Source organism: Nocardia amamiensis (genome assembly GCF_015477605.1).
GTDB lineage: Bacteria > Actinomycetota > Actinomycetes > Mycobacteriales > Mycobacteriaceae > Nocardia > Nocardia amamiensis_A.
This window is the reverse complement of the sequence record NZ_JADLQX010000015.1, coordinates 26,820-46,705: the sequence shown is the minus strand read 5'-3', so window position 1 is coordinate 46,705 and position 19,886 is coordinate 26,820. Positions and strand designations below refer to the sequence as shown.

Annotated in this window: 21 protein-coding genes and 1 pseudogene; 4 read left to right on the top strand and 18 right to left on the bottom strand. The window is 69.9% G+C overall.

All coding sequences use genetic code 11. The features are described 5' to 3' along the window. Nucleotides 1-27 precede the first annotated feature (27 nt). The 3 genes from nadC to nadA all read right to left on the bottom strand — a co-directional run bounded on the left by nadC (nucleotide 28) and on the right by nadA (nucleotide 3,677). On the bottom strand, nucleotides 28-888 hold the full coding sequence (gene nadC / locus IU459_RS20415) for a carboxylating nicotinate-nucleotide diphosphorylase (protein WP_195131150.1): 861 nt from the start codon (nucleotides 886-888) through the stop codon (nucleotides 28-30). Nucleotides 889-946: 58 nt separating this feature from the next. Next, the gene (locus IU459_RS20410; protein WP_195131149.1) at nucleotides 947-2,518 is read right to left on the bottom strand and encodes an L-aspartate oxidase; all 1,572 of its coding nucleotides are present in this window, start codon (nucleotides 2,516-2,518) and stop codon (nucleotides 947-949) included. 115 nt (nucleotides 2,519-2,633) lie between these two features. Further along, nucleotides 2,634-3,677 (bottom strand): quinolinate synthase NadA, encoded by a 1,044-nt coding sequence (gene nadA, locus IU459_RS20405; RefSeq protein ID WP_195131148.1) that lies wholly within the window; start codon nucleotides 3,675-3,677, stop codon nucleotides 2,634-2,636. Between the two features lie 77 nt (nucleotides 3,678-3,754). Here nadA and IU459_RS20400 point away from each other — a divergent pair, with 77 nt between their 5' ends. After that, the gene (locus IU459_RS20400; RefSeq protein ID WP_324198953.1) at nucleotides 3,755-4,513 is read left to right on the top strand and encodes an NUDIX hydrolase; all 759 of its coding nucleotides are present in this window, start codon (nucleotides 3,755-3,757) and stop codon (nucleotides 4,511-4,513) included. 188 nt (nucleotides 4,514-4,701) lie between these two features. On the opposite strand, the gene IU459_RS20395 is transcribed toward IU459_RS20400, so the two are convergent. Both IU459_RS20395 and IU459_RS20390 read right to left on the bottom strand, forming a co-directional pair. Then, nucleotides 4,702-4,899, bottom strand: a complete 198-nt coding sequence (locus IU459_RS20395; protein WP_228838228.1) for a hypothetical protein — start codon at nucleotides 4,897-4,899, stop codon at nucleotides 4,702-4,704. Between the two features lie 146 nt (nucleotides 4,900-5,045). Further along, a complete protein-coding gene (locus IU459_RS20390; RefSeq protein ID WP_195131147.1) occupies nucleotides 5,046-5,618 on the bottom strand; it encodes an AAA family ATPase in 573 nt (190 codons plus the stop codon). A gap of 109 nt (nucleotides 5,619-5,727) precedes the next feature. On the opposite strand from IU459_RS20390, the gene IU459_RS20385 reads away from it, so the two are divergent. Further along, nucleotides 5,728-6,381, top strand: coding sequence for a Uma2 family endonuclease (locus IU459_RS20385; RefSeq protein WP_228838227.1), 654 nt, complete (start codon nucleotides 5,728-5,730; stop codon nucleotides 6,379-6,381). Between the two features lie 51 nt (nucleotides 6,382-6,432). Here the strand turns inward: IU459_RS20385 and IU459_RS40125 are convergent. From IU459_RS40125 to bioB, 4 genes and pseudogenes are all read right to left on the bottom strand, one after another. Further along, a pseudogene (locus IU459_RS40125) lies at nucleotides 6,433-6,498 on the bottom strand (hypothetical protein); the annotation flags it as partial. Nucleotides 6,499-6,553: 55 nt separating this feature from the next. Further along, nucleotides 6,554-7,213, bottom strand: coding sequence for a DUF2567 domain-containing protein (locus tag IU459_RS20375; protein ID WP_324198952.1), 660 nt, complete (start codon nucleotides 7,211-7,213; stop codon nucleotides 6,554-6,556). 8 nt (nucleotides 7,214-7,221) lie between these two features. Beyond that, nucleotides 7,222-7,449, bottom strand: coding sequence for a biotin synthase auxiliary protein BsaP (gene bsaP / locus IU459_RS20370; RefSeq protein WP_228838226.1), 228 nt, complete (start codon nucleotides 7,447-7,449; stop codon nucleotides 7,222-7,224). Between the two features lie 34 nt (nucleotides 7,450-7,483). After that, entirely contained in the window at nucleotides 7,484-8,497 is a 1,014-nt protein-coding gene (gene bioB, locus IU459_RS20365; RefSeq protein ID WP_195131146.1) for a biotin synthase BioB, read from the bottom strand. 104 nt (nucleotides 8,498-8,601) lie between these two features. Here bioB and IU459_RS20360 point away from each other — a divergent pair, with 104 nt between their 5' ends. Continuing rightward, nucleotides 8,602-9,186 carry a TetR/AcrR family transcriptional regulator C-terminal domain-containing protein gene (locus IU459_RS20360; protein WP_195131145.1) on the top strand — a complete coding sequence of 195 codons (585 nt, stop codon included), beginning with the start codon at nucleotides 8,602-8,604 and terminating at the stop codon, nucleotides 9,184-9,186. Nucleotides 9,187-9,201: 15 nt separating this feature from the next. Here the strand turns inward: IU459_RS20360 and IU459_RS20355 are convergent, their stop codons facing one another. From IU459_RS20355 to IU459_RS20320, 8 genes are all read right to left on the bottom strand, one after another. Beyond that, complete coding sequence (locus IU459_RS20355; protein WP_324198951.1) at nucleotides 9,202-10,449, bottom strand: MFS transporter; 1,248 nt, start codon at nucleotides 10,447-10,449, stop codon at nucleotides 9,202-9,204. Between the two features lie 88 nt (nucleotides 10,450-10,537). After that, on the bottom strand, nucleotides 10,538-11,887 hold the full coding sequence (locus IU459_RS20350) for an LLM class flavin-dependent oxidoreductase (protein ID WP_195131144.1): 1,350 nt from the start codon (nucleotides 11,885-11,887) through the stop codon (nucleotides 10,538-10,540). Then, complete coding sequence (locus tag IU459_RS20345) at nucleotides 11,884-12,639, bottom strand: ABC transporter ATP-binding protein (RefSeq protein ID WP_195131143.1); 756 nt, start codon at nucleotides 12,637-12,639, stop codon at nucleotides 11,884-11,886. The genes IU459_RS20350 and IU459_RS20345 overlap by 4 nt, the downstream gene beginning before the upstream one ends. After that, nucleotides 12,615-13,478, bottom strand: coding sequence for an ABC transporter permease (locus IU459_RS20340; RefSeq protein ID WP_195131142.1), 864 nt, complete (start codon nucleotides 13,476-13,478; stop codon nucleotides 12,615-12,617). The genes IU459_RS20345 and IU459_RS20340 overlap by 25 nt, the downstream gene beginning before the upstream one ends. Beyond that, entirely contained in the window at nucleotides 13,478-14,569 is a 1,092-nt protein-coding gene (locus IU459_RS20335) for an ABC transporter substrate-binding protein (protein ID WP_195131141.1), read from the bottom strand. The genes IU459_RS20340 and IU459_RS20335 overlap by 1 nt, the downstream gene beginning before the upstream one ends. A 66-nt stretch (nucleotides 14,570-14,635) precedes the next feature. Next, nucleotides 14,636-15,799: an alpha/beta fold hydrolase gene (locus tag IU459_RS20330; protein WP_195131140.1), complete on the bottom strand. Its 1,164-nt coding sequence runs from the start codon at nucleotides 15,797-15,799 to the stop codon at nucleotides 14,636-14,638. 278 nt (nucleotides 15,800-16,077) lie between these two features. After that, nucleotides 16,078-16,752 (bottom strand): dethiobiotin synthase, encoded by a 675-nt coding sequence (gene bioD / locus IU459_RS20325; protein WP_195131139.1) that lies wholly within the window; start codon nucleotides 16,750-16,752, stop codon nucleotides 16,078-16,080. Beyond that, entirely contained in the window at nucleotides 16,749-17,897 is a 1,149-nt protein-coding gene (locus IU459_RS20320) for an 8-amino-7-oxononanoate synthase (RefSeq protein ID WP_324198950.1), read from the bottom strand. The genes bioD and IU459_RS20320 overlap by 4 nt, the downstream gene beginning before the upstream one ends. Before the next feature lie 126 nt (nucleotides 17,898-18,023). On the opposite strand from IU459_RS20320, the gene IU459_RS20315 reads away from it, so the two are divergent. Beyond that, complete coding sequence (locus IU459_RS20315; protein ID WP_195131137.1) at nucleotides 18,024-18,353, top strand: hypothetical protein; 330 nt, start codon at nucleotides 18,024-18,026, stop codon at nucleotides 18,351-18,353. 173 nt (nucleotides 18,354-18,526) lie between these two features. On the opposite strand, the gene IU459_RS20310 is transcribed toward IU459_RS20315, so the two are convergent. Continuing rightward, on the bottom strand, nucleotides 18,527-19,807 hold the full coding sequence (locus IU459_RS20310) for an adenosylmethionine--8-amino-7-oxononanoate transaminase (RefSeq protein ID WP_195131136.1): 1,281 nt from the start codon (nucleotides 19,805-19,807) through the stop codon (nucleotides 18,527-18,529). Nucleotides 19,808-19,886 lie beyond the last annotated feature (79 nt).

Genomic DNA, 19,886 nt, shown 5'->3' with positions numbered 1-19,886 from the left:
CAGCGGGGTAGCTCGCGGGCGGCAGGCCTACATATCCAAGCCGAGGTCGAGGACGCGGACCGAGTGGGTGAGCGCGCCGACGGCGAGGTAGTCGACGCCGGTGCGGGCGTAGTCGGCGGCGACGTCGAGGCTCAGGCCGCCGGAGGATTCCAGCTGTGTTCGCGGTGCCGTGGCGTTGCGGCGTTGCACGGCGGCCTGGGTCTGCCAGAGCGGGAAGTTGTCCAGCAGGACGAGTTCCACGTTCTCGGCGAGCACGGCGTCGAGCTGCTCGAGGCTGTCGACCTCGACCTCGCAGGGGATGCCGGGCGCGGCGGCGCGGACCGCGCGCAGCGCCTCGACCACCGAGCCCGCGGCGACCACATGGTTGTCCTTGATCAGCGCCGCGTCGCCGAGGCCCATGCGGTGATTGACGCCGCCGCCGACGCGGACGGCGTACTTCTGCAGCGCGCGCAGTCCGGGCAGCGTCTTGCGGCTGTCCCGGATGCGGCACCGGGTGCCCGCGACCGCGTCGACCCAGGCGGCCGTCGCGGTGGCGATGCCGGACAGATGGCAGACCAGGTTGAGCATGGTGCGCTCGGCGGTGAGCAGGCCGCGGGTCGGCGCGACCACGGTCAGCACGGACTGTCCCGGCGTCACCCGGGTTCCGTCGGCTACGCGGTCGGTGACCTCGTACTCGCCCGCGCCGATCACCTCGTCCAGCACGAGCAGCCCGGCGTCGAGCCCGGCGACGGTCCCCGGCTGCCGCGACACCACCGACGCCTTCACGACCGCGTCGGCGGGCACGGTGGCCACCGTGGTGACATCCGGGCCGTAGCGCAGATCCTCGTCCAGCGCCGCGCGGATGATCCGCAGTACCTCGTCACGATCCAGACCGGCGTCCAGCGCCATCGGAGCGCTCCTCTCTCGCCGAGCTGGACGCGATGGATTTCCTGCTCGACGGCTGTGTTCAAGAAATGGGTGCTTGGTATTCGGGGGCGCCGTCGTCGTTCAACCGGATCGGGAGGCCGCGGCGGAGTCCGGCCATGAGATCCGGGTGGTCCGAACGGGTGTGGCAGCCACGGCTTTCGGTGCGGGCGAGGGCGGCCAGCAGCAGGGTGCGCGCCGCCAGGGTGAGCGCGGCGTCCTCGATCCCGGCGACCGGCTGCGCGGAGCCGGTGAGCGCGTCGCGCCGGGCGACGACGTCGTCGAGCTGTTTGAGCGCTCCGGCGAGACCAGCTCCGTCGCGGACCACCGAGGCGTGCGTGGTCATCAAACGCTGCACGATGTCGCGATCGGCATGCTCGGCGCGGCGAACCGGGATCTCGGCGACACCCGCCCGCTCGCCGAGCCGCTCGGCCGCGGCGGCTCCGGCGCGCTCGCCGACCACCAAACCTTCGAGCAAGCTGTTGGAGGCCAACCGGTTGGCCCCGTGCAGGCCGGTGCGCGCCACCTCACCCGCCGCGTAGAGGCCGGGCACTCCGGTGCGGCCGTGGGTGTCGGTGACGACCCCGCCGCACTGATAGTGCGCGGCGGGTGCGACCGGGATCAGGTCCGTGCGCGGATCGATGTCCGCGGCCAGGCAGGAGGCGGTGATCGTCGGAAACCGTTGCGGGAAGTGGTCGATCGAGCGCGCGTCGAGGTAGACGTGCTCGGTGCCGAGTGCCCGCATGCGCGCGGCGATGGCGCGCGAGACCACGTCGCGCGGCGCCAGATCGCCCCGCCGATGCAAACCCTCGGTCACCGAATTTCCTTCGGTGTCAACGAGTCTCGCGCCTTCACCGCGAACCGCCTCGCTGATCAGCGGTCTGCGCCCCACCCCGCCGGGGGTGTAGAGCACAGTGGGGTGGAACTGCACGAACTCGAGGTCGGCGACCGTGGCACCGGCCCACAGCGCGAGCGCGATGCCGTCGGCGGTGGCGCCGGGCGGGTTGGTGCTCAGCGCGTACAACTGGCCGAGCCCGCCGGTGGCCAGCAGCACCGCGGGCGCGTGGACGACGCCGAATCCCTGGTCCGACACCGCGACGACACCCTGGACGCCGCCGCGCCCGGTGACGATCTGTCCCACCGCGGCACCGAACAGCACCGGCAGACCGGCCTCGTTCAGCGCCCGCTGCACCTCGGCGCCGGTCGCGTCGCCGCCGGCGTGGATGATCCGGCGGGTGCTGTGGCCGCCTTCCCTGGTCCGGGAGATCTGGCCGTCCCGGCCGAGGTCGAACACCGCGCCGAGGCCGGTCAGCGCGGACACCGCGGCTTGGCCGCCCTCGACAATGGAGCGCACGGCGTCCACATCGCACAGCCCCGCACCCGCTTCCACCGTGTCGTGCACGTGCGATTCGACCGAATCGCCATGCGGCGCCACAACCGCGATACCGCCCTGGGCGTACTGGGTGGAGGTGTCCGTCGGCCCGCCTTTGCTGAGCGTCAGCACCCGCAGGCCACGCAGTGACGCGGTGCGCGCCGCGGTCAGTCCCGCGACACCGCCGCCGATCACGACCAGGTCCGCCTCGGCCTCCCAGTCGATCGAAAGACGGGATGTCATCGGCCCGTGCCTCTCAGTCCTCCGACCCGCGAATCGGCCGGGTGCTCAGGCGGTTTCGCGGTGGTCAGCGCTCGTGCCACCGCGCTCCGCCGGAGCCCGACCACCGAGGTCGGACTCATTCACCGCCGCCGGGATTGCCGATCGCGATCATCCGCTGCACCGAATTGCGGCCGAGCGCAGCCGTTTCCGGATCGACATGGACCTCATCGCGGCCATCGACCAGGCAGCGCAGCAGTGCCGCCGGGGTGATCATCTTCATGTACTTGCACGAGGCGCGGTCGTTCACGGCCTGGAAGTCGATCCCGGGGGCGGCCTTGCGCAGCTGGTGCAGCATGCCGACCTCGGTGGCCACCAGCACCTGATCGGACTTCGCCGCCTTGGCCGCGTCGATCATGCCGCCGGTGGACAGGATGTGCACCCGCTCGGCCGGGAACGCGCCCTCGCCCGCCAGGTACAGCGCCGAGGTGGCGCAACCGCATTCGGGGTGCACGAACAGCTCCGCGTCCGGGTGGGTGCGCGCCTGCTCGGTCAGCTCGTCGCCGTTGATGCCCGCGTGCACGTGGCACTCGCCCGCCCAGATGTGCATGTTCGCCCGTCCGGTGACCCGCTTGACGTGCGCGCCGAGGAACTGGTCCGGCAGGAACAGCACCTCGCGGTCCGGATCGATCGAGGCGACCACGTCCACCGCGTTCGACGAGGTGCAGCAGATGTCGGTGAGCGCCTTCACCTCGGCGGTGGTGTTCACGTATGAGACGACCACCGCTTTCGGGTGCTCGGCTTTCCAGGCGCGCAGTTCGTCGGCGGTGATGGAGTCCGCGAGCGAGCATCCGGCGCGCTGGTCCGGGATGAGGACGGTCTTGGCCGGGCTGAGGATCTTGGCCGTCTCGGCCATGAAGTGCACACCGCAGAACACGATCGTGTCCTCCGGCGCCTCCGCCGCGATCCGCGACAACGCCAGCGAGTCGCCGACGTGGTCGGCCACGTCCTGGATCTCCGGTAGCTGATAGTTGTGCGCGAGAATGGTCGCGTTGCGCTCCCTGGCCAGTCGCTTGACCTCCTGCGCCCATTCCGGCGTCGCCTCGACTCCGGCGAACCCCGCGGGTCCGTCGAACACCTGCCCCATCAGCGGGGGCGCCAGTTTCGCACCCGTCGTCGCCATGGATGGCTCCCTTCCTCGTGCGGTCGGCTACCCCGCCGATTCGCACCAAACCAGGTTTTCGACTTACAATCGAAAACGTGCCCCATAGTAGCACCATCCACGAATCGCTCACCGCGGTGTTCCAGGTTCGCCGCTTCCCCGGCGATATCACCGCAGGTAGAAGCTCCGCGGACCGCGCGGAAGACATGCTGCGACGCTGCCCGCCCGATCATCGGACGGAACTGGCGGTGTTGCTGTGGGAACGCGCGCTCGACCCACAGAAGGGCACCTGGTCGCTGCCCGGCGGCCGGCTCGGTGACGACGAGGATCTCGACACCTCCGCACGCCGCCAGCTCGCCGAGAAGGTCGACGTGCGCGAGCTGACCCATCTCGAGCAGCTCTCGGTGTTCAGCGCCCCCGACCGGGTGCCGAGCCCGCGCCGCATCGCCTCGGCCTACCTCGGCCTCGTGCCACTCACCGCCGACCCGCGGCTCCCCTCGGACACCGCCTGGCATCCGGTCTCGGCGCTGCCGGACATGTCCTTCGACCACCGCACCGTGGTCGACCACGCCCGCACCCGCCTGGCCGCGAAACTGTCCTACACCAACATCGCCTTCGCCCTGGCCCCGGAACGATTCACCATGTCCACCTTGCGTGAAATCTATTGTGCCGCACTCGGATACGACGTGGACACCACGAACCTGCAACGGGTCCTCTCCCGCCGCAAGGTGATCACCCCCACCGGCGCCACCGCCGCCCCCGGCCGCGCGGGCGGCCGCCCTGCCGCCGTCTACCGCTTCACCGACTCCGGTCTACGCGTCACGGACGAATTCGCGGCCCTGCGCCCGCCGAGCTGAGCGGGTCACACGGCTGCTGCGCCGCAGGCGACCACCTGCCCGGCCAGAGTCGGCATGCGACCGCCGATCGACAGCGCCTCCCCACCTGGTCTCGCTGCGCGTCGGCGATTACCGCACGCCGTCGGGCACGAGCTACCGCTCACCGACGGGACAGCCGCGACGAAGGGCGCGATATGCTGCGTTTCCGCTCAGTACTCCGTCATCGCTTTGCGATGCTTGTGCCCGCGGCGGTACCGCCGCTTACTCGGCACCGGCTGTGCGGCATTGCTGCGCCGCAGCGCGTCTCGCCGCCGCCACGCGATCAGGTCGGCACGCTCTGCGACCGCCGCCGAAGACGGGTCGGCAGGAACCCGCGGTACGCGGTTCATCACCACCTGCTCTCCCATCGACCTGTTCTCGACCATTCCGGCTGATCACCGTATCGGCCGAATCTTCTGGCCACCACTGTTTTTCCGCCACTCAGCGCTGCTGCGCAACAGTGTGTTCGCTCGAGTCATGGGACCAGCCGGGTTTACAGCGTTGTCGCTTCCCGTCAGGCGAGCACGCCGCCATGGATCAGCCCGCTGTTGACGAAATCGACGATCGCCGGGAGGCGTGGTCGATACCCCGACGTCGTATCGACCTCGAGTGCCGGAACGTCGAGCGCGACTCGCTCGAATGCGGCTCGAGCCGGTGCGGGGCGTTGCGGATCGGAATGGGCACGGCGGCGCGGATCGCTCTTGTGGCGCTGGTCGATCCGCGCTTCGGCGAGCGCGGGAGCGACCACGCAGTGGATGACGCGCAGCTGGGCGTGGGCTTGCAGGGGTGTCAGCCCCGGACGCCACAACCGGTCTTGGAACGCGGCCTCCGCTATCACTGTGACACCAGCACGCAGCAGCAGTTCCAGCGTCCGGAAGAACACCGGCAGGGTGCGGAGGTTCAGCTCGTCGTTCTGGCCCGGTGTGAAACCCGGCGTCGCGTGAACCATTCCCTCCTTGATCTCGTCCCGGCAGACGGCAGGGCAGCCGATCGCGCGGGCGAGGGTGTGCGCCAGCGTCGTCTTGCCGGACCCGGGTGGGCCGCTGACGATAACCAGCGTGGGGAGTCGATGCTGTTCCGCTGCCATTGCCGCACCATAGCCGCGATGGGAAGCTCGTCGGTGGCGCTGTCCGCGGTGCGGTTGACGATGACCGACTCGGTTCGTCGCAACCGCTCACCCGATTACCATGAGCGGCATGCCCACCCCCCGAGTAGATCGGCCGGAGCTTCCCGAGTACATGACCTGGGAGGAACTCGAGCGCCTCCCGGAGGAGATCGCGGCCCAGATCGAACTATGGGACGGCCGGGTCGTCTGGGTTCGACGTGGCCCCTTCGAGCACCAGCAGTACACCGGGCTGTTCTGGACCGCTCTGCGCCGATGCGTCCAACACGTCATGTCCGGGCAGCCGGAGCAGTGCTGGCAAGTGGGCATGGAGACGAACGTCTTTCTCCAACCCAACGGGAAGTCCGATTTCGTAACACCCGATTTCTTGGTTTTCCGCTGCCTCGAATCCGATTATCAAGACATCCGCGCGAGCGATGTTCTCCTCGCGGGCGAAGTGCTGTCGCCATCGAACACACCGAGGGATGTGGAAGCCAAGAAGGCCCGATACGCCCACGCCGGCATCCCGTGGTACTGGGAGGTCAGACTGGCACGCGATCCGCGCGGAATCGAGATCGTCCGCGCCTACGCGCTGGAGTCAGGGCACGGCAGACTCCCGGAGGGCGTCCGACCTCTGCACCCGACCAACTACATCCTGGCCGACGAATGGACCCCGGCGACCACGGACGGCATCCACATCGACTTCCCGTTCGCCATCCACATCCCCTGGTCCGACCTCGACTACTGACAGTTCATGATCGACGGCACATGGCCGCGGCATTTCGCGAGAAGAGCCCTCGATCGTGTGCCCTTGATCATGAAGATCGCGGGCGAGAGCGTGGGCCGACGTCGTCTTGCCGGAACCGGGTGGGCCGCAAGACGATCACGAGTGTGGGAAGCCGATTCACTGCGGCAATGCGTCAGTGCCGTGGGTGGGACGCGGGCATCGAATGTCGTTCGGCGGCTGGCTCGTAGCCGCGATAGGGCAACTCTGTCCCATGCGCAGCGTCACCATAGGGCGTGAAAGCGCCTGCGGTATCGAACGATCCACCCTTGTGCGTGCCGCGGCCGGTGCCGAGGTCTTCCGACGTGTTCAGCGCGGCGAGGAACAGCAGGACGAACGACGCGATCAGCGGCTGCACGATCAGCGCGAGCGCGCTGCCCACCTCGATGGGCAGCGCGACGATCTGGCCGACCGGCGGATCGTGCGGGCGCGGATGCAGCCATTCGGCGATCTGTTCGCCGACCGCCGCCATCGCCACCGCGCCCACGCCTGAGCCGATCAGCAAACCGATCTGCAGCAGCGGTCCGCGCGCGGAACGCCACCGCCACGCGGCCAGCGCCGACAACAGGCCGAGCACCGCCCCCATGAGCGCGAACAGCGCGAGCGCGTCGAACTGGTGCGCGCTTTCGCCGGTCAGCGCGACACCGCGGCCCGGCTCCACCACGAGCAGCCGCTCGGTAGGCGCAAGCAGTGCCCAACCGACGCCGACGATCGCACTCGTCACCACCACCGCCACGGCGACCACCGCCGCGGCGCGCACCTCGCGCCCCACCCTGCTCTGAGGGGGCGCCGTCACCGGCACCACTATCGGCGTTCCAGATCGGCGGAGTCGAGCACGCCGTGCCGTGAGCACTTCGCCCACCAGCCGTCCGGGCTGACCTGCACGATCATGCGGCGACCGCACTGCTCGCAGAAGCGCGGCGGCTCCAGGCCCAGCGCGGCGGCCGCCGGGATCGCGTCGTCGAGTCCCGGCACGATCCGCTTGCCGGTGAACGGGTTGTAGCGCTCGTCCATGTCCATGACAGTACCCATGGTCGTGGCCTCATTCCTCGCAACCGAGCCGGGGTCAGAGCGTTTCGTTGAGCGCCTTGATCGGCATCTTCAGCTCGCCGAGCAAGTCCAGGTCCTGTTCGGCGGGGCGGCCGAGGGTGGTCAGGTAGTTGCCGACGATGACGGCGTTGATGCCGCCCAGAATGCCCTTCTTGGCGCCGAGATCACCGAGGGTGATCTCCCGGCCGCCCGCGAAGCGCAGCATGGTGCGCGGCAGCGCGAGCCGGAACGCGGCGACGGCGCGCAGCGCGTCGGCAGCGGGCAGCACCTCGAGGTCGCCGAACGGCGTGCCCGGCCGCGGGTTGAGGAAGTTGAGCGGCACCTCGTCGGGCTCGAGTTCCGCCAGGTTCGCGGCGAATTCGGCACGCTGCTCCAGGGTTTCACCCATGCCGAGGATGCCGCCGCAGCACACCTCCATGCCCGCTTCGCGCACCATGCGCAGGGTGTCCCAGCGCTCTTCCCAGGTGTGCGTGGTGACCACGTTCGGGAAGTAGGAGCGGGAGGTCTCCAGGTTGTGGTTGTAGCGGTGCACGCCCATCGCGGCCAGCTGGTCGACCTGCTCCTGGGTGAGCATGCCGAGCGAGCAGGCGACCTGGATGTCGACCTCGTTGCGGATCGCCTCGACGCCCGCGGCGACCTGGGCCATCAGGCGCTCGTCCGGGCCGCGCACGGCGGCGACGATGCAGAACTCGGTGGCTCCGGTCTTCGCGGTCTGCTTGGCGGCCTCGACCAGGCTGGGGATGTCCAGCCACGCGGCGCGCACCGGCGACTGGAACAGCCCCGACTGCGAGCAGAAGTGGCAGTCCTCGGGGCAGCCGCCGGTCTTCAGGCTGATGATGCCCTCGACCTCCACCTCGGGGCCGCACCACTTCATCCGCACCTCGTGGGCCAGGGCGAGCAGCTCCTCCAGCCGGTCGTCACCCAGCCGCAGGACCTCCAGGGTCTGCTCCTGGTTCAGCCCCTCGCCGCGCTCTAGCACCTGCGCGCGGGCGATCGACAGGATGTTGGTGTCTACCGGTGCCTGGGTCACTGCACGAATCCCTTCGTCCGGCCGAGGTGGCCGTGCAACTTGAACGGTGTTCAGGCTAGGGTAGCGGTAGGAGTGAGTCAAAGCACGACGGGGAAGGACTTCCAGTGCAGCTGCACCGGGCGGACGTAGTCGACGGGGCCATCGCGATTCTGGACCGATACGGGCTCGCCGACCTCACCATGCGCAGGTTGGCCGGTTCCCTTCAGGTGCAACCCGGCGCGCTGTACTGGCACTTTCCCAATAAGCAGGCCTTGCTCGGCGCGGTGGCGGACAAGATCCTCGCTCCCATGGAGAACCCGATCGAGGCCGACGACTGGTCCGGCCAGATCACCGAATTGGCCCACCGCCTGCGCGACTGCCTGCTGGCCTATCGCGACGGCGCCGAATTGGTCTCGGCGACATACGCTTCCCGGCTCACCACGAGCAAGGGGCGGGAACGCTTGGTGAGCACGGCGATTCGCGCGGGAATGCCGCGGCACGAGGCCGAGCTCGCGGCATTCACCCTGCTCTACTACGTCCTGGGCCAGACCGTCGACGAGCAGGCGAGAATGCAGATGGACTCGATGGGCGCCCTCCCCGAGGACGCCTCGCCGCTGGCGGAAACCCCCGACGCCACAGCACGTTTCGACTTCGGCCTGCAACTGTTCGTCGCGGGCGTGCGCCACCTGCTCGGCACCCGAGCCCGCTAGGCCATCCCGGCGCCGTCAAGGCTCGGACCGGCAGGACCTACCCGGCCTCGTCGTGACCCGGACGCTGCGGGGACGGCTCGATCGCCCGGGAAACCAGCGGTGCATGGTGTAGGCGCCGGTCGCCGCGGCGAGCGCGAGGACGATGGCCGCGGCGCCGAGCGCGGTGACGGCGCTGATCGCGCCGACCGCCACCGGGCCTGCGAACATGCCGATGTCGTGGGTGAGGCGCCAGGCGCCAAGGAACTCGGCGCGCTGCACGTCGGGCGCGACATCGGCGCCGACCGTCATGATGAGCCCGTTGCTCACTCCGTTGGCGAGGCCGAGCAGGAGGGCGGCCGCGCTCAGGCCGAATACCGAGGACGTGCACGGCAGCGCGCCGAAACCGGCGGCGAACAGGATCATCGACGGAACACCGGTGGCACGCCTGCCGTATCGATCCAGCCATACCCCCGCCGGATAGGACATCAGGACGTCCATGGCTCCCGCGACACCGAACACGAGGCTGGTGGTCGACGCGCTCACGCCGATATGCGCCGCCCACAGAGGCAACAGTGCCAGCCGCGCCGCCCGGGCCGCGCCGGTCAGCAGCGCGGCCACCCCGAGTGTGCCCAGGATCCTGCGATGCTCGACCATCACGGCGCCCAGTGAGTGCCCCGCGGTGACGTCACCGGTGGCGTCGGGCGACCGGATAGCCGCCATCGCCGCACCGGCGAGCACGGTGGTCGCCAACTGCAACCACAGCGCGCCGTTGGGTCCGAGGACGTGCACCACCGCGGCGCCGAGGAACGGCCCGCAGAAGAAGCCGAGCCGCATCGAACCGGCCAGCGTCGACATCGCCCGGCCGAGGTCGCGTGCCGGCACCACCGCCACGAGATAGGTCTGACGGGCCAGGCCCCACACCGCGCCCGCCGCACCATTGACCAGCATGCCCAGCGCGAGCACACCGACATTCGGCGCGAGGATCGCCGCGAGCACACCCACCGCGCCGAGCACCGACCCCATCGCCATCGCACCGCGTTCGCCGATCACGGCCACCATCCGGCCCGCGGGCAGATCGGTCAGCACCATGCCCAGCCCGGACAGCGCGACGACCACCCCGGCCAGCCCCGCGGACGCGCCCAAGTCCAGCGCCCGCAGCGCGTACATCGGCGCCGCCGCGCCCGACCCGATGCCGTACACCACCATGGGCACGAACACCGTCCAGGTCAGCGACCGAAGCCGAACTGGAGTCGCCGTCGCACCGCGCGCGACGGACGCGCTCACGGTCGCGTCACCGATCGGCCGGAGCGCCGCATGGGGCGTACTGCAGGTCTGGTCGGCGTGGTGTAACAGTCGATTTCGCCGGTGTGGCTCACCGCGTCAGCGCGGGCCGGCGGGCGAAGCGGCTGTCGGGGCGGGGCAGGCCGAAGTGGTCCCGGAGGGTGGTGCCGGTGTACTCGGTGCGGAAAAGTCCGCGTTCCTGCAGGATCGGCACGACCGTCTCGGCGAATATCGCCAGTCCGCCCGGGTAGTACGGCGGCATAACGTTGAAACCGTCCGCGGCGCCGCTGCGGAACCATTCCTCGATGGTGTCGGCGACCTGCTCAGGGGTTCCGGCGAAAACCCGGTGGCCGCGCGCACCGGCGAGGCGGTGCAGCAGTCCGCGCACGGTCGGCCGTTCCCGGTGCACGATGCCCGCGACGACCTGCAATCGGCTCTGTCCGTTGTCGGTGACATCACCTGCGGCGTCGAACAAGTCGAGCGGGATCGGCTCGTCCAGCGGCAGGTGCCGCAGGCTGATCCCGACGATGCCCTCCAGCTGGGCCAGCCCGTATTCCGGCACGGTGAGCTCGTTGAACTCGCGCTCCAGCCGCTTGGCCGCCGCCTCGGTGTCGGCGATGAACGGGCTGATCCCGGGCAGGATCTTGACGTGCTCGGGGTCGCGGCCGAAACCGCCTGCGCGCGCCTTGATGTCGGCGTAGAACGCCTGCGCGTCGCTCAACCGCTGATGTGCGGTGAAGATCGCCTCGGCGTACCGGCCCGCGAACGCGCGGCCGTCGTTCGAGGCGCCCGCCTGTACCAGCACCGGGTAACCCTGCGGCGTCCGCGGCGCGTTGAACGGCCCGCGAACCGAGAGATATTCGCCCTCGAAGTCGATCTGGTGGATCTTGCCCGGGTCGGCGTACACCCCGGAAGCCTGGTCCAGGACGATGGCGTCGTCCTCCCAGCTGTCCCACAACGCGACCACGGCGTCGACGAATTCCTTTGCTCGCGCGTACCGTTCGGCGTGGTCGGGATGCTTGTCCAGACCGAAGTTCGCCGCCGCGAGATCGGTGCCGGTGGTGACGATGTTCCAGCCCGCGCGCCCACCGGAGATGTGGTCCAGCGTGGAGAACAACCTGGCCAGGTTGTAGGGCTCGTAGTACGTGGTCGACGCGGTGGCGATGAGGCCGAGATGCGTTGTGGCCGTGGCGATCGCGGTGAGCAGCGTGATCGGTTCCAAGCCTGCGGCCGCGTTGTGCTTCACGTTGGTGCGCAGCGCCGGGCCGTCGGCGAAGAACACCGCGTCCAGCTTCGCCGCCTCGGCGGTGCGGCCGATCTCCTGGTAGTAGTCGACGTCGTAGATCCGCTCGGGGCTGCTCCACGGGTGCCGCCAGGCGGCTTCATGGTGGCCGGAGGGGTAGATGAACGCGTTGAGGCTGAGTTGACGGGGTGTGGTCATGAGGCTTTCTTCTCTTCGTCGTCGGCGGGCGTCTGCGCGCCGACGCCCAGGCTGGCCAGGAGCAGGGATCGGTGACGCAGAAAGGCCTGGTCACCGTGGCGGCGCGGACGTTCCAGGTCGATGCGCTGGTCCACCGCGATGCGCCCGTCCGCGAGCACCAGCACGCGGTCGGCCAGCAGCACCGCCTCGTCCACGTCGTGGGTGACCAGCAGCACGGCGGGCCGGTGTTTCGCACAGAGGTCCTGCAGCAGTGTGTGCATTTTGATGCGGGTCAGCGCGTCGAGCGCTCCGAAAGGTTCGTCGGCCAACAGCAACTCCGGTTCGCGCACCAGCGACCGTGCCAGCGCGACGCGCTGCTGCTCGCCGCCGGAAAGCTCTTTGGGCCAGGCTTTCTCCCGGCCCGCGAGGCCGACCTCGGCCAGCGCCGAGCGCCCCCGCTCGGCCGCGTCGGAGCCGCTCAGCCCGAGCGTCACGTTGTCCAGCACCCGAGCCCAGGGCAGCAACCGGGAGTCCTGGAAGACCACCGAACGTTCGGTGGGCACAGTCAGTTCACCGGATCCCGGCACGTCATAGTCCAGTTCGGCCAGCGCCCGCAGCAAGGTGCTCTTGCCGGAACCGCTACGGCCCAGCAGCGCGACGAACTCGCCGCGGGCGATGTCGATGTCCAGGTCGCGCAGCACGATCCGGTCACCGAAGCCGCGTCGCAACTGCCTGGCGCGGACCACATTCAGTCCGCGAGTGTCTGTCGCCATGACAGCGCCTTCCTTTCCGCGGCGCGCACCAGGATGTCGCCGAACAGCCCGAGCAGGCCGTAGATCACCAGGCCGACCACGATGACGTCGATCTGGCCGTAGGTGCGGGCCTGGGTCATGAGATAGCCGATGCCGCTGGTCGCGTTGACCTGTTCCACGACGACGAGTGCCAGCCACGAAATGGTGACCGCGAGCCGAAGGCCGGTGAAGAACCCGGGCAGCGAGCCCGGCAACGCGATCCGGCGGATGAACCCCGAGCGCGACAGCTGCACCGTCTGGGCGAGTTCCAGGTATCCGGCGTCGACACTGCGCAAGTGCGCGTGCGTGTTCAGGTAGATCGGCACCGCCACGCTGGTGGTGATGACCAGTAGTTTCATTTCCTCGCCGATGCCGAACCACACGATGAACAACGGGATCAGCGCGAGCGTCGGGATGGCGCGCTTGATCTGGATCGGCCCGTCCACCAGCGCTTCGCCGACACGGCTCAGCCCGGCCAGCAGCGCGAGCACCAGACCGATGGCGACGCCGAGGCCGAGCCCGGTCACGGCACGCTGCACGGAGGTGAGCAGGTTGCTTTGCAGCCTGCCGTCGGCGAGCAGGTCACCGGCGGCCCCGGCGACCGTCCACGGCGCGGGGAGGGTCTCCGGATCCAAGGCTCCGGAAGCCGATCCGGCCACCCACGCGGCGATCAGCAACGTCGGTCCCACGGCGATGCCGAACGGGATGGGGCGGCCCGGCCCGAGTCGCGGGCGGGCGATCTTGCGTCGGGCGAGCACCGGCTCCGGCCCGGAGCGGCCGAGGCCGATGCGGTGCAGTACTCCGGCATCCAGGGTTGCCATCAGCGTGCCTTCGGTTCGAACGCGGCACCGCTCTCGGTGACCGCCTGGGTGATCGCGGCGTCGAAGCGCAGGTCGAAACCGTTTGCGGCCTGCACCTTCTTGGGCAGCTCCCCCGCTTTGGCGATGGCGTCGATGGTGGCCTGCTGACGGTCGACGATCTTCTGGTCCAGGTGCGGGAAGACGTACGTGCCCAGCGAGTCGACAATGCGCTTGGCGTCGTCGGCGCTTACTTTCTGGTTCTCGACGTAGTAACGGCGCGCCCACTCCTCCGGATGCGTGTTGGCCCACTGGTAGGCGCGCACGAACGCGCCGACCAGGGCTCGGGTGGCGGCCGCCTTGGCCTGGTCCTGCACGACGGCACGGCGGGCGTACAGGTAGGCGAGGCCGCCGTAGATGCCCGCGGTCTCGGAGTCGGAGATCAGCGAGGTACCCGGCGTGCGCAGGAACCGGGTGACGTTCGGTTCGATCAGCGGGGCGACGTCGACCTGGCCGGTGCGCACCGCGTCCAGGAACTCCGCCAGCTGCAACCGCACCAGCTGCACGTCGGACGTTTTCAGTCCGGCCTTGTCGATCGCGCGCAGCACCGCGGCCTGCTGGGCGGTGCCTTCGGCGTAGGCGATCTTCTTGCCCCTCAGATCCGCCAGGGTGGACACCGACTTGCCCGGCGCCACCGCGAGTTTCAGGGCCGTGGTGCTGGTCTGGTAGGCCGCGATGATCGGAACGTCCTGTCCGGCCACCAGGGCGTGAATCGGGGGAACGTCGCCCACCTGCGCCACATCGGCGGCGCCCGCGCGGAACGCCTCGAGAATGGCAGGCCCGCCGACGAAGTTGGCGAACTCGACTTTGAACGGAAGCTTGTCGAGTTCACCGGAGATGCGCAGGACCGATTGCAAGCGCTCGGACTGGTCGGCGACCACCAGAGTGGTTCCCGCCGGAACCTCGGTGGGCAGTGGTTGGTCGGCGATGGGACCGACCGGCTCGGCGTCGTTCGCGCAGCCGGTGAGTCCCAGGGTCGCAACGGTTGCCACGGCGAGCAATGCGGCGGTCGTGCGGCCGCGGAGGCCGGACCGGAACGTACTGGGTCGGAACATAGGCGAATTCAAACAAGGCGAATCCGGCGTGAGAACGGTTTGTCTCAGCGTGGTTCGAACCCGCGGTCAGCGGGGCGGCGCCGCGACCATGGTTCCCCGGACCTGCTGCTGATAGCGCTGGATGAACGGCAATACTTGCTGTTCGATCACCGTGTTGTACTCCCGGGGACGCTGCATCGGATTGGCGTGCCCGGTGTTTCGCGCCAGCACCACCAGCAGCGTGCCGTCCACGCCGCCGGAACGCTCGATCAGAACTTCGTGGGAGTGCTCGACATCGACCACGCGGTCTCGGCCCGGATCGCGCGGACGAATGAAAACGATGGCAGGTCGCGGCTTCTCGGCCGCGGGCTGGGCCAGGGCGCGCAGATTGTCGGCCGCACCACCCGCCACGATGGCGGTGAACTGGGACTCGATCAGGCCGTTGCTCGCGGCGTCGCGCGAGAGGATCTTCTCCCGCTGCACCTCCCTCAGCACCTCGCCCAGCTCGCCGAACCGGATGCCGGGCAGCCCTTCGCCGCGCTCGAGGTAGCGATCGCGGCGGGCGTAGGCCTCCACGGCCAAGCGCAGCGTGCGGCTCTCCCGGGCGCCGGGCAACCATCCCATCCAGCGCAGCATGTCCTCGCCGCGCCCACGGCTTTCCGGGCGGACCGCGTTCAGGTCCATCGGCGTGCAGTCCAGGATCACCCCGACGAGCCTGCGGTCGCTGTCCCGGTGGATGTGCTCGGCCACCTCCAGCGCGATCACCCCGCCCATGCTGTGCCCGACCAGAACGACGTTCTTCAGGCCGGACAGTTCCGCGGCGCGGACGATCAGGTCGGCGATCACCTTGGTGTCGATACCTTGGTTGTCGTAGCGGATCGCCCACACCATGCCCATCCCGCGCAGCGTGGGCAGCGCGGCGGCGGTGTCACTGGCGTCCAAGCCGCCCAAACCGACCAGGTCCACCACCACGGTGTCCCAGTTCTTCGGGTCCATCGGCGGGGCGACCGGCAGCACCGCCGGGTCGGTGCGCGCCAGCCGCGCCTGTTCCGGCACGACGTCGTACTTCCAGTACTGCGCGAACACCACGAGCCCGGTCAGCAGCAGTGCGGCCACCCGCAGCAGCGTCACCCTGGTGCGGCGCAACGTCTTCCACCCGTGCCCCAGGCCCGTGTCCCGCAGCCGAGCTCGGCGTCGCGCGTCGTCCCAGTCGGAGACGGTGGACGGGTGCCTTTCGTCCAACGGCGACATCCACCCCACTGTAGGCACGAGTGCCGGAGGCTGCCACGACCCAGCTACCCGCGCGTCCGAATCCGGGTACCCGGCTCGGCACCGGAACGCGTCCCACCAGTTCGGTAGGCCAGCCCACCGCCATCGGCCATAGCCACGAGTTCGCCGAGCGACATCCGACCGGCGGAGTTCGTTGTGCTCGAGCCCGATCCCGTACGGCAGTCCGATGTGCACCACATCGACATCGGTGCAGATCGAACTCCCGCCAGGCCTCCGGATCCGCCTCGAGCGGGCGCTGTTCAGCCGAAAGGCGACCAGGCGGGATCGAACCAGCTCGAGACGGCGTCCGTGAAGCGTTCGCGGTCCCACCTGCCCGCGCCCTCGGGTATCGCGCCGACGAGATCGACGCCGGTCACCCGAGGCAGGTCGGTTCGATTGCACTCAGCGGCCAGGTCGGGCTCGGCCGGCCAGGACCCGATGACCAGGCCGGCGCACCGCACGCCCGCCGACTGCAGTGTGCGGGTGGTCAGTTCGGTGTGGTTGAGGGTTCCGAGACCGGCGGCGGTGACCAGCAGGACGGGCGCGCCGAGTTTCTGGGCGAGGTCGAGCAGCGTGAAATCGCCCAGGCGAACCAGCAATCCGCCCGCGCCTTCGACGAGGACAAGGTCGGCGTCGGTGAGGGAGTCCACGGCGGCGGCGGTCTCGGCGAGGGTCAGCTCCGGCAGACCGGCCCGGCGGGCGGCGGTGTCAGGCGCCAGCGGGTCCGGGTAGCGGGCGAGTTCCAGCGTCCGGGTGACGCCGGACAGGCGCTGGATCTCCGCGAGGTCGCCGGGTTCGCCGACCGCGACACCGGTTTGGCCTGGTTTGCACACCGCCACCGAACGGCCGTCCGCCACAGCGGCCGCGGCCACGGCGGCGGTGACCACCGTCTTGCCGACGTCGGTGGAGGTTCCGGTGATCAGCAGGATGGTCATGCGGGCACCGCTCCCCGCGCCTCGGCCAGCACCTCGCCGAGCACCGTCGCGATGGTGTCGAGTTCGGCGGCAGTGAGGTTCGCCCGTGCGGTCAGCCGCAAGCGCGACGTGCCCTCCGGAACGGACGGCGGACGGAAGCAGCCCACGTCCAGGCCGCGCGCCCGGCATGCCTGAGCCGCGTCGAAGGCCACCTGCGCGGGGCCGAGCACCACCGACACCACCGCCGACTCCGGGGCGGGCACACCGGCGATCCGGGCGATGTCCGCGGCGCGTTCGAGCACCCGCCCAGCCAGTTCCGGCTCGCAGCGCAACAGGCGCAACGCGGCCCGGGCGGCGCCGACGGCAGCGGGCGCGAGACCGGTATCGAAGATGAACGTGCGCGCGGCGTCGATCAGGTGGGCGCGCACCCGTGCACTGGCCAGCACCACACCGCCTTGCGCGGCAAGAGATTTGGACAGCGTCGCGGTGATCACCAGATCCGGCGCTCCGGACAGCCCGGCTTCGTGCACCAGCCCGCGGCCGCCCGCGCCGCGCACGCCGAGGCCGTGCGCCTCGTCCACGACGAGCACCGCGCCGTTGGCCCTGGTCACCCCATGCAACTCGGCCAACGGCGCGAGGTCGCCGTCGGCGCTGAACACCGAATCGGTGAGCACCAGCGCGCGTTCCTCGGTGCGCTGCGCCAGCAGCCGGTCCACCGCGCCCACATCGCAGTGCGGCGCGATCTCGACCCGGGCCCGCGACAGGCGGCAGGCGTCCACCAGCGACGCGTGACTGCCCGCGTCGGAGACCACCAGCGAGCCGCGCCCGGCGAGCGCGGTCACCGCGCCGAGATTGGCGGCGTACCCGGAGGCGAACACGAGTCCGGCTTCGGCGCCGACGAATTCGGCCAGCTCGGTTTCCAGCAGCTCGTGCTCGGCGGTGGTGCCGGTGACCAACCGCGACCCGGTCGACCCCGCGCCCCAGCGGCGCACCGCCTCGATGGCGCCGTCGATCACCTCCGGGTGGCGGACCAGCCCGAGATAGTCGTTGGAGGCGAGGTCGATCGAGGGCGTCCGCGGTGCGCGCGGCCGCAGCTCACGGCGCAGCCCCGCGGCCACCCGCGCGGCGGCGCGCTCGTCCAACCAGCTCAACGGATCGGTAGTCACAGCTCCGCAGCATACTTGAACACCGTTCAGGACAGCCAGTCGCGGACCTGGCTGGTACCGTTGTTCCATCGTTGGTGGCGTCACCGGCCTGCGGTGACGAAGTTTCACCCCGGAGGAAACGGCCGGATGCCGCGGTGGGCCATAGTCGTCGAGGAAATAACGGGCTCGGGCGATCACAAGCGCTGGTCACCCCGCGTTCTCGCGGAAGTGGTCGGCACCAGGGCACAGGCGCTGGCCAAGCTGGCCGGCGTGCTGCCCACCTACACCCCCGAGCATCCCAAGCTGCGTGGCCGCCGTGTCGTCCTGCGCGACGGCGACACCTACTTGCTCATGGTGCGCGGCTGGTCCGACGACTACCACTGCATCTTCCGGGTCTGGGAAGTCTTGTCCGACAGCGATCGTCCGGACATCGCCGACGCCCGCCATGTGGGGCGCGACGGATTCACCGACCGTTGAACCTGTTCGGCGTATCGAGCCGGAACACGTCTCGGTGATACTCGATCCTTCCGGCGAACGTGCTGCGCCAGGTGCGATCCGGCGACGGTTTCACCGCCATCGTCACCGCGGCGGTCGGGGACGCCGGACGGCGACGGCACGATCGTCCCACCCCTGGATCGCTTGACGAAGCGTCACCTAGCGGACTGCGCGGCGACCGCCGCCCGCATCCCGGCGGTGATCGTCGCGACATCGTCCGGCGTGCTGATGAACGGCGGCATCGTGTACACCAGGTTGCGGAACGGACGCAGCCACACCCCGGCCTCGACCGCGGCGTGCGTCGCGGCGCGCATGTCCACCGGACGGTCCAGCTCGATCACTCCGATCGCGCCGAGCACCCGCGCCTCGACCACGCCCGGCAGGCCACGCACCGGGGCGAGCCCGGCCTCCAGCTCGGCCTCGATCCGCGCCACCTCACCGCGCCAGTCGCGCGAGCGCAGCAACTCGATCGACGCGACCGCGACCGCGCAGGCCAGCGGATTGCCCATGAAGGTCGGCCCGTGCATGAGACCGCCATGCGCCGCGCTGATCGTCTCGGCGATCCGCGCGGTGCACAGCGCGGCGGCCAGCGTGAGATAGCCGCCGGTCAGCGCCTTTCCCACGCACATCACGTCCGGGCTCACACCTGCTCGATCCGCGGCGAAAAGCGTTCCGGTGCGGCCGAATCCGGTCGCGATCTCGTCGAAGACGAGCAGCACACCGTGTTCGTCGCACAGCCTGCGCAGGTCGGCCAGGTAGCCGGGGTGGTGCCAGCGCATCCCGCCCGCACCCTGGACGATCGGCTCCACGATGACCGCCGCGACCTCGTCGGCGTGCGTGACGAGCATGCGCTCGAGCTCCGCGACGTACTCGGGCCGGTATTCGCGCGGCGGCGCGGGCACGAAGAGCTGATCCGCCAGGACGTCGGTCCACAGCGAGTGCATGCCGCCCTCCGGGTCGCACACGCTCATCGGCGTGAATGTGTCGCCGTGATAGCCGCCGCGCCAGGTGAGCAGCCGCCGCTTCTCCGGCTTGTCCAGCGAACGCCAATACTGCAGGCACATCTTGACCGCGACCTCCACCGACACCGAGCCGGAGTCGCACAGGAACACCTTCTCCAGACCGGCGGGCGCCGACTCGACCAGCAGCTCGGCCAACCGCACCGCGGGCTCGTGGGTGAGCCCGCCGAACATCACGTGACTCATCCGCCGCGACTGGGCGGCCAGTGCCGCGTCGAGCACCGGATGCCGGTAGCCGTGGATGGCGGCCCACCAGGAACTCATGCCGTCGACCAGCTCGCGCCCGTCGGCCAGGGTCAGCCGAGTGCCCGCCGCACTCGCCACCACCAGCGGCTCGGTGGTGGCGGGAAAGCCGCCGTAGGGATGCCAGACATGCTCGGCGTCGAGGGCGGTGATCTCGTCAAGGGTCAGTGCCACAGGAATCCTCGCGTCGCGGCCCCGGCCCACCCGGGGCTTGAACGCTGTTCAAGTTAGCACTCGTACTGGGCGGGCACCC

What these genes read in the sequence shown, in the direction of transcription:
- IU459_RS20390 (WP_195131147.1), bottom strand. Translation starts at nt 5,618, where the DNA reads ATGGCAGCGGAACAGCATCGACTCCCCACGCTGGTTATCGTCAGCGGC.
- IU459_RS20340 (WP_195131142.1), bottom strand. Translation starts at nt 13,478, where the DNA reads ATGGCAACCCTGGATGCCGGAGTACTGCACCGCATCGGCCTCGGCCGC.
- nadA (WP_195131148.1), bottom strand. Translation starts at nt 3,677, where the DNA reads ATGGCGACGACGGGTGCGAAACTGGCGCCCCCGCTGATGGGGCAGGTG.
- nadC (WP_195131150.1), bottom strand. Translation starts at nt 888, where the DNA reads ATGGCGCTGGACGCCGGTCTGGATCGTGACGAGGTACTGCGGATCATC.
- IU459_RS20335 (WP_195131141.1), bottom strand. Translation starts at nt 14,569, where the DNA reads ATGTTCCGACCCAGTACGTTCCGGTCCGGCCTCCGCGGCCGCACGACC.
- IU459_RS20395 (WP_228838228.1), bottom strand. Translation starts at nt 4,899, where the DNA reads ATGGGAGAGCAGGTGGTGATGAACCGCGTACCGCGGGTTCCTGCCGAC.
- IU459_RS20350 (WP_195131144.1), bottom strand. Translation starts at nt 11,887, where the DNA reads ATGACCACACCCCGTCAACTCAGCCTCAACGCGTTCATCTACCCCTCC.
- IU459_RS20410 (WP_195131149.1), bottom strand. Translation starts at nt 2,518, where the DNA reads ATGACATCCCGTCTTTCGATCGACTGGGAGGCCGAGGCGGACCTGGTC.
- IU459_RS20385 (WP_228838227.1), top strand. Translation starts at nt 5,728, where the DNA reads ATGCCCACCCCCCGAGTAGATCGGCCGGAGCTTCCCGAGTACATGACC.
- bioD (WP_195131139.1), bottom strand. Translation starts at nt 16,752, where the DNA reads ATGACCATCCTGCTGATCACCGGAACCTCCACCGACGTCGGCAAGACG.
- IU459_RS20315 (WP_195131137.1), top strand. Translation starts at nt 18,024, where the DNA reads ATGCCGCGGTGGGCCATAGTCGTCGAGGAAATAACGGGCTCGGGCGAT.
- IU459_RS20330 (WP_195131140.1), bottom strand. Translation starts at nt 15,799, where the DNA reads ATGTCGCCGTTGGACGAAAGGCACCCGTCCACCGTCTCCGACTGGGAC.
- IU459_RS20345 (WP_195131143.1), bottom strand. Translation starts at nt 12,639, where the DNA reads ATGGCGACAGACACTCGCGGACTGAATGTGGTCCGCGCCAGGCAGTTG.
- bsaP (WP_228838226.1), bottom strand. Translation starts at nt 7,449, where the DNA reads ATGGGTACTGTCATGGACATGGACGAGCGCTACAACCCGTTCACCGGC.